This is a genomic window from uncultured Fibrobacter sp., assembly GCF_947166265.1.
GTDB lineage: Bacteria > Fibrobacterota > Fibrobacteria > Fibrobacterales > Fibrobacteraceae > Fibrobacter.
The window spans coordinates 147,095-158,784 of record NZ_CAMVDO010000006.1 but is presented as its reverse complement, the minus strand read 5'-3'; the positions used below and the strand labels follow the sequence as shown (position 1 = coordinate 158,784).

8 protein-coding genes are annotated in these 11,690 nt (G+C 53.0%); 6 read left to right on the top strand and 2 right to left on the bottom strand.

What is annotated here, in order from left to right:
* Positions 1-237 precede the first annotated feature (237 nt).
* Positions 238-1,539 (bottom strand): FKBP-type peptidyl-prolyl cis-trans isomerase N-terminal domain-containing protein, encoded by a 1,302-nt coding sequence (locus Q0W37_RS05185; protein WP_297699420.1) that lies wholly within the window; start codon positions 1,537-1,539, stop codon positions 238-240.
* Between the two features lie 185 nt (positions 1,540-1,724).
* Complete coding sequence (locus Q0W37_RS05180; RefSeq protein ID WP_297699418.1) at positions 1,725-3,419, bottom strand: proline--tRNA ligase; 1,695 nt, start codon at positions 3,417-3,419, stop codon at positions 1,725-1,727.
* 123 nt (positions 3,420-3,542) lie between these two features.
* Between Q0W37_RS05180 and Q0W37_RS05175 the strand changes: the two genes are divergently transcribed.
* From Q0W37_RS05175 to Q0W37_RS05150, 6 genes are all read left to right on the top strand, one after another.
* The gene (locus Q0W37_RS05175) at positions 3,543-3,866 is read left to right on the top strand and encodes a DUF4321 domain-containing protein (RefSeq protein WP_297699416.1); all 324 of its coding nucleotides are present in this window, start codon (positions 3,543-3,545) and stop codon (positions 3,864-3,866) included.
* The gene (gene gatA / locus Q0W37_RS05170; protein ID WP_297699414.1) at positions 3,866-5,281 is read left to right on the top strand and encodes an Asp-tRNA(Asn)/Glu-tRNA(Gln) amidotransferase subunit GatA; all 1,416 of its coding nucleotides are present in this window, start codon (positions 3,866-3,868) and stop codon (positions 5,279-5,281) included. The genes Q0W37_RS05175 and gatA overlap by 1 nt, the downstream gene beginning before the upstream one ends.
* Before the next feature lie 156 nt (positions 5,282-5,437).
* Positions 5,438-5,746: a YbaB/EbfC family nucleoid-associated protein gene (locus Q0W37_RS05165; RefSeq protein ID WP_072800809.1), complete on the top strand. Its 309-nt coding sequence runs from the start codon at positions 5,438-5,440 to the stop codon at positions 5,744-5,746.
* Between the two features lie 168 nt (positions 5,747-5,914).
* On the top strand, positions 5,915-7,336 hold the full coding sequence (locus tag Q0W37_RS05160; protein WP_297699412.1) for a TolC family protein: 1,422 nt from the start codon (positions 5,915-5,917) through the stop codon (positions 7,334-7,336).
* A gap of 16 nt (positions 7,337-7,352) precedes the next feature.
* Positions 7,353-8,405: an efflux RND transporter periplasmic adaptor subunit gene (locus Q0W37_RS05155; protein WP_297699410.1), complete on the top strand. Its 1,053-nt coding sequence runs from the start codon at positions 7,353-7,355 to the stop codon at positions 8,403-8,405.
* A 12-nt stretch (positions 8,406-8,417) separates the two neighbouring features.
* A complete protein-coding gene (locus Q0W37_RS05150) occupies positions 8,418-11,591 on the top strand; it encodes an efflux RND transporter permease subunit (RefSeq protein ID WP_297699408.1) in 3,174 nt (1,057 codons plus the stop codon).
* Positions 11,592-11,690: the final 99 nt, after the last annotated feature.

The window sequence follows — 11,690 nt, the reverse complement described above, 5'->3', positions numbered from 1 at the left end:
TTACACCGAGTTTCCAGGCCGCATGCGTGGCTTCAATACCCGCATGACCGCCCCCAACAACTACAACATCAAATTCAGCAACAAGTGACATAACAGTAACGAGGTCGCTCGCAAGCTCGCTTTGAGCGATGAGGAATGAGCTTTTGTCATGCGCCCCTGGCGCCATTATTCAACTCAATACCTAGCGCAGCAAGGTTCCTCAAAGGGCGTAGCCCGAGCTCAAACCTCAATGCTAGTTTACTTCTTTTCTTCCGTCTTCGGAGCTTCAGGCTTCCATTCCACATTCTTGCCCGAAAGGATACCTTCAAGATCCTTCTTCAGGTCTTCCTTTTCCTTTTCGAAAGCGGCATAGAGCTTGTAGGTTCCGTCCGGATTCACGGCGTAGACCTTCGGAACATAGCCGTCGCTGTAAAGTTCACCGAACTGGCGGGATTCGTCCCAAACCACGTTGATGGTTTCGTCCCACTTGGCATTGTCCACGAACTTGCGGATACCGACCTTCTGGTTTCCACCGCTTGCAACCGCAACCGTCGTGAGGCCCTTCGGAGCAAATTCCTTCGCAATTTCAAGAATTTCGGGAGCTGCATGAGCGCAGTGGCCGCAAGTTGCAGAGAAATACATCACCAAAAGCGGCTTATTTGCAAAAGGTTCAAGATTTTCAAGATCCTTGGCAATCGCCTTGTCCACAGAAATCTTTGTTGTCTTCACCTTGTAGTTAAGCTTTTGCGGCATACCGTTTGCAAGAGTATCGCCACGGAGCGGTGCGATTTCTTCTTTCAGCTTGGCTTCTTCTTCCTGCTGTTTCTTGATCGCTTCAGCACGCAGATTCTGCATCTTCTGCTGATAACGCATTCCGACAGCGTTCAAAGAATCCTGCGGGAGCTGCATCGTGTAAGTCGAGTCAGCTACCTTGGCCACGGATTCCTTGATGCCCAGAATAAAATAGTCTTCATCAAATTCCGTCTGGAACTGTTTTCCAATAGAGATGAACTGATTTGCAAACTGCAGACCAAGCAAATAGGAGAACTTGGCATTGTCCGGAGAATCACCCTTGATTGTCACAGCAGCACCCGTCGATACAGGCGCCTTGGCAATCGGCTGGCCCTTGCTCACGGAATCAATATAGGCACGGATTTTTTCGTTGTTTCCTTCAAAAGAGGCTATTGTCGCACTATCCGGGCGAGTTTCTTCCATACGCTTACGGGCAATCGCCGTATAGCGGTTTCCCACAGCCTGCAAGGAATCCTGAGTCATCTGGACGTTGAAGTTGGTATCCTCATTCGCCTTCACATTGTCGCGAATAGCCTGCAAAAGGGCATCTTCATAAAGTTCTTCACCCATCTGGCGAGGAATAATCGTAAAGTTCTGGCCACCGAACTGAGCGCCCAGCATATAGGCAAACTTCTGATCATCGGTCGAATTTGCAGTAATGGCGGCAGGCGCCTTAACCGTAGCCTTGCTGCTTTCCTGCTGGTTACAAGCCATAAGACCAAATGCAGCCAAAGCTGCAGATCCAAGAGCAATCTTCTTCATGTCCATAAGAATCTCCTTAGAGAAAATTTTTCGCCGTTAAATATAGAAAAAAGCCCCAATTCAAACAACTTTATAAAAAAAGTGCGAGCATTTCTGCCGCACTTAAAATCTTTGTACCGAAGGATCCCGCGAAGAAACTAGTTTCGTACGCTGGGAGGGTTTTAGGGAGGGTAACCCCCTCCCCCTTGTCATTACTCATCGAAGTATGCCTTGGCCTTCTCGACAACGTCTTCGACCTTGACCATGGAGAATTCCTTTTCGTTGCGGAACTTCCATTCGACTTCGCCGTTCGCGAGGCCCTTCTTGCCGATTGCGATACGCACCGGAGAACCCCAGAGGTCGGCGTCCTTGAACTTCACGCCCGGGCGTTCGTCGCGGTCGTCCACGAGCACGTCGATGCCAGCTGCTTCGAGTTCCTTTTCGAATTTTTCAGCGAGTTCCACGAGTTCAGCTTCCTTGCCGATGGGGACGATTTCCACCTGGAACGGAGCGATGGACTTGGGCCAAATCGGTCCGAAGTCATCGTGGCTGTTTTCCACGACGGAAGCCATCAGGCGGCCCACGCCGATGCCGTAGCAACCCATGATGGCGGGAGCGGTCGTCTTTTCGGCGGTGAGGAACTTCGCGCCCATGGATTCGGAGAACTTGGTGCCGAGCTTGAAGATGTTGCCCATTTCGATACCGCGGGTCTCGGTGAGGAGTTCGCCGCAGCAGGGGCACTTGCAGACTTCGGAAGCTTCAGCAATGTCGGCCACTTCGAACTTCGGGAAGTCGCGCTTCGGATTGCAATGCTTGAAGTGGAAGCCTTCTTCGTTTGCGCCCGTGACGAGATCGAAGGAATCTGCGATGGCTTCGTCCACGATGATGCGGGTGTCATGAGAATTGATCGGGGAAGCAAAGCCCGGAACCATGCCGCAAGCCTTGATGAGGCTGTCTTCGGCGGGGTAAAGTTCCTTCGCCTTCAGCAAGTTGTGAAGCTTGATTTCGGAAACGTCGAGGTTGCCCGGAACCACGACCGTGATGAGCTTGCCTTCGAAGTCGAAGAACACGCACTTGGCTGTCGATTCGGCCGGAACATTCAGGAACTTGGTGATTTCTTCGATGCTTTCGCTGTTCGGCGTAGCAACCTTTTCGAGGGCTGCGTTTTCGTCGCCCTTGAACGGCACGCGCTGGAACTTGGCGATTTCGCGGTTGGCCTGGTAGCCGCACTTCTTGCAGAGAATCAAGTAGTCTTCGCCGTTCGGAGTGTCGAGCATGAATTCGTGAGCGACCTTACCGCCCATGATACCCGTATCGCTCTGCACCACCACCGGTTCAATGCCCACGCGACGGTAGATGCGGAGGTAGGCGTCGTATTCTTCCTGGTAGTGACGGTCCAGGTCTTCCTGGCTGGTGTGGAAGCTGTAAGCATCCTTCATCAGGAATTCACGAACGCGGATAAAACCACCGCGGGCACGAGCTTCGTCACGGTACTTGGTCTTGAACTGGTAGAGCATCACCGGCAGCTGCTTGTAGCTGTTGAGCACGTAGCGCACGAGGTCGGTCATGGCTTCTTCGTGCGTCATGGCAAGCACCATGTTGTGGTTGTTGCGGTCCTTGAAGCGCAGGAGTTCTTCGCCAATAGCCTGGTAACGGCCCGATTCGCTCCAGAGTTCAGCGGTCTGCACCACCGGCAGGTCCACTTCGATACCGCCAATCTTGTTCATTTCTTCGCGGATGATGTTCACGATCTTCTGGATCACGCGGAAACCCATGGGCATCATGGAGTAGATACCGGTAGAAACAGGCTTGATGTAGCCGCCGCGCATAAGGAAGATGTGGCTGGGCATGGTGGCATCGCTCGGCGTTTCGCGGAGCGTCACGTAAAAGTACTTAGAGAGTTTCATGGTTGTAACCTTTTAAATTTTTTCGGCGTAAAAAATAGAATATTCCTCTTTTTTTAGCAATGGACGAATAGGTTTAAGCAAGACACTCGCGACCAACGACTCGAATTTACTATATTCTTTCGCATGAATCGCAAGAATACATTTGGCCGTTTATTGCTGTTTATTGTATTGGGCCTGATTATCGGCGGAATCCTGGGCGAATGCCTCGGTGTGCTGTTCGGTCAGCTCGGTGAATTGATGAATGCGGGTGGATACAACAACGTGGTCCACAATTTCTTCGTGTCGTCATTCAACTTAAACATCGGTTTTGGCGACAAGCCTGAACCCGTAGTCCTTGACCTCTACCTCGTCAAGTTTGCCCTTGGCTTTGGCATCAAGCTGAACGTGGTTAGCGTCATCGGCATGATTATCGGCATCTACATTATGAAATGGTCCGGAGAAAGGTAATGCTCACTATTGAAGAACTCCAAGCTAAGCTCGCTGGCGGCGCAACAGCCGTTTCGCTCGCCGAAGAATCGCTTGCAAAGATTGAATCTACCAAGAATTTGAACGCCTACATTAGCGTATTGAACGAACGCGCCTTGCAGAAGGCAGCAGAATCGGACAAGCGCCGCGCCGAAGGCAAGGCACTCAGCGCTCTCGACGGTATTCCCGTTGCCGTGAAGGACAACATGTGCATCGAGGGCACGCGCACTACCGCCGCCTCCAAGATTCTTGAAAACTTTGTCGCCCCCTACACCGCGACCGCTATCGAAAAGCTCGAGGCCGCCGGTGCAGTTATCGTCGGAAAGACGAACATGGACGAATTCGCCATGGGTTCGAGCAACGAGACCTCCTACTTCGGTAAGGTCGTGAATCCGCTCGACGAAACCCGCGTTCCGGGTGGTTCCAGTGGCGGTTCGGCCGTGGCCGTGGCCAGTGGCACGGTCGCCTGTGCGCTCGGCTCCGACACCGGTGGTTCTATTCGTCAGCCCGCCGCCTGCACAGGCGTTGTGGGCCTCAAGCCCACCTACGGCCGCGTATCCCGTTACGGCCTGTTGGCTTACGCAAGCTCTTTGGACCAAATTGGTCCCTTCGGCGCAACCGTTAAGGATACCGCAACCCTCCTCGGTGCAATCTGCGGCATCGACCCGCACGACAACACCACCAGCACTCGCCCGACCGAAGACTTTACCGCCAAGCTCAATGCCGGCGTGAAGGGCAAGGTAATCGGCGTTCCCAAGGAATACTTTGGCGAAGGTCTCGACGCAGAATGCAAGGCCGCTATCGAAGGCATGCTGAAAAAGCTCGAAGCCGAAGGCGCCACCCTCAAGGAAATCAGCCTTCCGCACATCAGCTACGCTGTGTCCAGCTACTACATCATTGCAACCGCCGAAGCAAGTTCGAACCTTTCCCGCTACGATGGAGTTCGTTACGGCTACCGCAGCAAGGAAGCCCGCAAGCTCTTCGACCTGTACGCCAAGTCCCGCAGCGAAGGTTTCGGCAAGGAAGTCCAGCGCCGTATTCTCCTCGGCAGCTACGTGCTTTCTGCAGGTTTCTACGATGCCTACTACGTGCAGGCCCAGAAGGTCCGTCGCTTGATTACCGACGACTTCAACAAGGCATTCGAAAGCTGCGACGTGATCGCAAGCCCCACGATGCCGGGGCTGCCGCTCAAGTGCGGCATGAACGAATCCGACCCGATGGCCGTTTACCTCAGCGACATCTACACCGTAAGCCTGAACCTTTCCGGCTTACCGGGCGTGAGCGTGCCGTGTGGCATGGCCGGCGGACTCCCCGTGGGTCTCCAGTGGATCGGCAAGCCGTTTATGGAAGCCGACCTGCTCAGCGTCGCCGCTGCTACGGAAAAGCTTGCCAAGTGAGTGTCGCACAGTCAAGTTTACTTGACTGTATGACCGAACGCAGCAGCGGACGCCAAAGGCGTCAACGCTTAAACAAGTAAGGCGACGTACAGCAGAAGCCAGACGCCAGCAACTGAACAAACAAGCACTAAAATTTTAGATACAAAGGATTTTACTATGGATATGAGCAAAATGCTTCGCGATCTCCAGAAGATGCAGAGCAAGATGATGAAGGCACAGAGCGACCTCAAGGCACAGAGTTTCGAAGCCGAAGCCGGCGGCGGAATGGTGAAGGTCGCCATGAATGGCAAGGGCGTTGTCACCATGATCAAGATCAACCCCGATGCCGTTGACAAGGACGACGTAGAAGCTCTCGAAGACCTCCTGATGGCAGCCATCAACGCAGCCGTCAAGAAAAAGGACGAGGCTACGCAGGAAAGCATCAGCGGCATCACTGGTGGCATGAAAATCCCCGGACTGATGTAATCAGCGCCTTTTAAGCTTAATTTCGCCCGCTAACGCGGGCGATTTTTTTATTCACCCTCCTCCGTTCATACTTCATTTAGTGCATTTCATCCCCTAAACACCCCACCTCCCCTTTTATATAGTGCAATATTTTTTTACATTTGGGGCGCAAAATATATAGGAGAAAGAATGCCCAGGCATTTAGCAGCATTATCGGCCCTGGCGCTGAGCATCGCGGTTCCCCAGATTTGGGCCACGACTTATACGCGAGAAGAGGCTGTCAATATAGCACTCGAAAAGTCCTCGGACGTAAAAACAGCCGAAGAAGAACTCGTTTCGGCAAACTCCCAGGTGGAAGCCGGCTACGGCAACGCCCTCCCGACGATTGACCTCAACGCAACCGTCACCCGTATTTTCGGCCTAGATGATGTCAAAAAGACATCCGACATTACGGACGCCGCCACGGGAATGGCAGGCCAGCAGGACGACAACGGCCACCCGAACGCAAACGCCTTTGACCAAAACGTAATTGGCCCCGCCATGGACGGCCTCATTTACGGTATGAAGGCTCAGGGATACCGCTGGCAGTCATCGGTAGGCCTCACCGCCACCCAGATTCTTTACGCCCAGGGCAAGGTCGGCACGGGTATCGAAATCGCCAAAGCCTACAAGCACGTGAAAGAGGTAAACCTCGAAAATACCAAGGCGAACGTCCGCTACGACGTCGAAAACGCCTTTGACCAGCTCATCTACCTAGATTCTGCAGTCACCATCCTCTATGAATCGAAGAACTTGCTCCAGGAAAACCTGAACTTCGTGGAACAGTCGCTCAAGAGCGGCCTTGCCACCGAACTCGACCTGATTCGCGTGCAGCTTTCCATGGACCAGCTGAACTCTAGAATCAACAGCACCGAAAAGAGCCGCGTACTCGCCCGTAACGCCCTCCTGAACACCATGGGCATGGAATGGGAAACCGACGTGCAGTTCAAGGGTGACCTCCGTGACCCGGCAGCGGGCTTTACCTACCCCGACACCGCCATGTCGAACGTGAAAAAGCGCCGCAAGGAACTGGTGATGCTCGAAGCCTCCGAAGAAATGCTCAACAAGAATGTCTCGATTGAAGAAGGCGGCTACAAGCCGACGATCGTATTGGTCGGTGGTCTCAAGTACGCCAACAACCAGAACGAGTTCTACAAGTGGGACGCTCCGGATTGGGACAAGAACATTAACAAGTATATCGCCCTGAACCTCACCATGAACCTTTTCAACGGCATGAAAACCAAGGAAGCCGTGGTCCAGGCGAAGTCGAACCTGCGCAGCACCCAGATTAAGAAAGAAACAGCCGAACGCGGATTCCGCGTACAGATTGAGTCTTGCGCGAACACGCTCGAAGATGCCAACTCGCAGATTGAAATCGCGAAGCGCCAGATTGATCTTGCGCAACGAAATTACGACCTGACGAACGATGCCTACAAGCTCGGACGCGAAACGCAGCTGAACCTGCTCAGTGCAGAAAACAGCCTCCGCACCGCAAGGCTTGACTATATGCAGGCTATCGTGAATTGGAACAAGGCCTACAACGCGCTCCTTCAGGCCACCGGTGAATATTAATAAGAAGAGGAAAAGAATGAACAAGACTGTTAAAACCCTCCTGACCCTCGCTACAGCATCTATGCTCCTCGTCGCCTGTAACCAAAAGGACGAGGCCAAGAACAACGAACCCAAGAAAGCCTCTACCATCGAAGAAATCCAGAAGGAAAAAGGCAAGCCCGCCCGCGTAGTGAAGGCCGGCACAGCAAAGATTACCGATGTCCGCAAGTTCAGCGGCACCATCGAAGGCATGAACCAGAACAGCGCCATCTGCAAGATGGGTGACCCCATTGCAAAGATCAACGTGCAGGTCGGCTCCACGGTTCAAAAGGACCAGGTAATCGCCGAATACCTCTACACCGGTGACAACACCCAGTACCAGCAGGCCCAGGAACAGATTGCGGTTCTCGAAAAGGCTACGGAACGCATGCGCGAACTTCACCAGAAGGGCGGCATCAGCCAGCAGGACATGGACACTCAGGAAATGCAGCTCAAGGTCGCAAAGATGAACCTCGAAGCAGCCCGCCGCGCCACCTTAATTCTCGCCCCCGAAGCAGGTGTGGTGACCGAGCTCAAGTTCCAGGTCGGTCAAACCCCCGGAGTCGGCGCCAGGTTCGCAACGATCGCCAAGCTGAACAAGGTCATCCTCAAGCTGAACGTCACAAGCCAGGATATCGGCTACTTCAAGAAGGGTGCTTCCGCGACCGTGACCGTCGCCGGAGAAACACTCAAGGGAAAAGTCACGCTCATTCCTCTTGCCGCAGACCCTGTCACCCGTTTCTTCCCGGTGGAAGTCACCTTCGACAATCCGAAGAAGAAGCTGCTCCCCGGCATGTACGTGACCGCCGAACTTGACGCCCAGCAGGTCGAAGGCATCATCGTTCCGACAGAAGCTATCGTTTACCGTAACGGTTTGAACGCCGTCTGGACGGTCGACGAAAACGGCAAGGCACTCCGCAAGATCGTGAAGCTGGGTGTACAGACCAAGGACGACGTGCAGATTATCGAAGGTCTCGAAGGAGGCGAAACCATCATTGTCGAAGGCCAGTCCAAGATGAACGACGGCGACAAGGTTCTGATCGTCGAATAGGAGTTTTGCTGAATGATTAAGGCCAGTATCTATAAACCGATTACCATGCTCATGGTCATCTTGACCGTGGTGGTTTTTGGTCTCTATACCTACAGCATGATGGTGGTCGACCTGATGCCGAAATTCGACGTTCCCGTGGTCACCGGTACCATCATTTACCAGGGCGCAAACCCTGAAGAAATCGAAACGACCATCATCAAGCCCATCGAAGAACAGGTGGAACTGGTGGACGGTATCGACTACGTGCAGTCCATCTGCCTTGAAAACTACGGTATCGTGGTCGCTATGTTCAACATGGGCGTGAACGTCGACGTTGCCGCAAACGACGTCCGTTCCAAGATTGAACTTGCCGCGGCCGACTTCCCGGACGCTGTGCAGGCTCCGATTATTTCCAAGGTGGACATTAACGGTGCCGCCATTATGTCCATTTCGTTTACCGGTCCGCTGAACTCTACTGAACTCCGCCAGAAGGTGGAAGACGAAATCGAACCGTTGTTCACATCCGTTCCGGGTGTGGCTAGTGTGGACCTTTTCGGTGGTACGACCCGTCAGATTTCGATTGAACTCGACAAGGACAAAATGCTCGACCGCAATGTGGATATTGCGACCATCATGGGCATTTTCGGTCAGGCCAACGTGAACCTCCCCGTGGGTGAAGTGATTGGCAAGCACAAGAACACATCCGTGCGTACCGCCGGTAAGTTCACAAGCCTCGACGAAATGCGCAACCTGGACATTCCCACAGCAAAGGGCGTCATCAAGCTTTCCGAAATCGCCGATGTGAAGGACACGGTTGAAAAGATTACATCGAACTCCCGCTTCAAGGGCATCAACTCTGTTTCTCTCGACATCAAGAAGCGTTCCGATGCCAACGTGGTGCAAGTTTCGAAGGGCGTACTCAAGCGCATGGCCGAAGTCCAGAAGACGCTTCCCGAAGGCTTCAAGCTGACTCTCGTTTACGACAAGTCCGAAGCCGTGAACGAATCCATCGACAACGTGATCCAGAATATCATTATCGCCATCGGTCTTACTTCTGTCCTATTGTTGCTCTTCCTCGGCAAGTTCTCGACGATGATTATCGCCGCCATTACGATGCCGATTTCTGTGATTGGTGCTTTTACGCTCATGTACTTTGCAGGATTTGGCATCAACATGATGTCGCTCATGGCCCTGTCAAGTTCCGTGGGTCTCTTGGTGACGAACTCCATCGTGGTGCTTGAAAACATCAACAACAAGCTGAATGACGGTCTCGATCCGAAGGAAGCCGCTTACAAGGGCACGAGCGAAATCATGGTCGCCATCATGGCTTCTACGCTGACCAACGTTTGCGTGTTCGTACCGATTGCCTTCATGAAGTCTATCGCAGGTATCTTCTTTAGAACCTTCGGCCTTACCATGGTGTTTGCCACGTTCGTGTCGCTCCTGGTGACATTCACCTTGACGCCACTTATGGCCGCTTACCTGTTCAAAGGCAAGAAGAAAGACGAAAACGGCAACATCATCGAAGAAAAGCCGAACATTATCGGACGCATCTTGGCCCTGTTCCCCAAGGCATTGAACGGATTCCGTTTCATCTACCTCAAGACACTTTCGTTCTGCCTTTCGATTCCCGGTGTGCTTTTCCAGGTGGTCGCCCTTGTCGCAGGCATTTTCTTTGTGGGTGTTCTCGCCAAGAACTTCTTGACCGTCGAAATCATGCCGAAGCAGGACCAAGGTATGATTTCTATAAAGCTTGAAATGCCCGTGGGTACCAACATCGAAACAACCGACAGCGTCGCCCGCATTATTGAAAGCAGAGTCAAGGATATTCCCGAAATCGTTCACTACAACATGAACGTGGGTGGAACAAGCAGCAACGGCGGTTCCGTTAACCAGGCCACCATGCGTATCAAGCTCTTGAAGGACTGGGAAAAGAAGAAGATGCCGGATTGGAAGGGCGGTCATCGTGGCACCGACCAGATTGTGGACTCGTTGCGTCCCTACCTGGCAGACATTCCCGACGCATTCATTTCGATCAAGTCCACCTCCGCCTCTGAAACGAACAACAACTCTGCCGGTGACGTGGTGCTCGAAGTGAGCGGCCTGCACAAGGATTCCGTCGTGAAGGCATCGCAGATTGTGATGGACAAGATCAAGGAAAAAATCGACGGTATCGTGGACGTGAAGATGAGCTACGAAGCCGGTAAGCCTGAAATCCGTATGATTCCGAACCGCCAGGCTCTCGCCGACTACGGTGTCACGCTCCAGACCATCGCCACCTACAACTATATTGCAGTGAGCGGTTACGAAGCGGGACAGTTCACCGATAACGGCGAAGAATATGACGTGTACGTGCGCATGATGGAAAAAGACCGTCAGAGCCATGGCGACATTGAAACGCTCCCCATTTTGACAGCGAAGGGATACGTGAACGCCAACGAACTGTTCTTCATTGAAGACGGTGCCGGTCCGACCCGAATCGACCGCAAGCGCAAACGCACCCGTGTAGACGTGTCAATGAACCTGCTCCCGGGACACACGACCGGTGAAATCATGGGTAAGGTCGGTAAGCTTGCTGAAGAAATGAAGGATCAAGTTCCTGATGGCATTTCGTTTGGTTTCGGTGGTAACGCAGACATGCAGAACGACATGGTGGCTGAATTCAAGACCGCAATTCTTATGGCTATCATCCTCACCTACATTTTGCTGATTGCCCTCCTCGAAAGCTTTGCACAGCCGTTCATTATCATGACGACGATTCCGATGGGTGCTATCGGCGTGATTCTGTCCCTCGTCGTTACGGGCAAGGCTCTTTCGATGATTGCACTCATGGCTATCGTGATGCTTATCGGTGTGGTGGTGAACAACGCTATTCTACTCCTTGACGAAGCGAACCGACTGCTCCGAAGTGGCGCTATGGGACGTCGTTCTGCCATCATGACTGCAGGCAAGACGAAGTTCCAGCCGATTGTGCTTGCAACGTTTGCCTCTGTGGTGGCTCAGCTCCCGCTCGCATTCGCTCTCGGTGGTAACGTGGCCGCCATGACGCAGCCGATGGGTATCGCCTCGGTGGGAGGCTTGATTGTGTCCGCCATTCTCACCATGTACCTGGTGCCGACCTTCTTCTGGCTCCCGAACGCCATTACAAGCAAGGTAAAGAGCAAGGCGAACAAGATTATCGCCAAGCGTCGTCGTAGCAAGGAATAACCTTTAGACAATAGAGAGAAAAAAGTTCCGGAGCGCAATGCTTCGGAATTTTTTTTCAACATATTCATTCCGTATCCCACACTGTCATCCCCGCGCAGG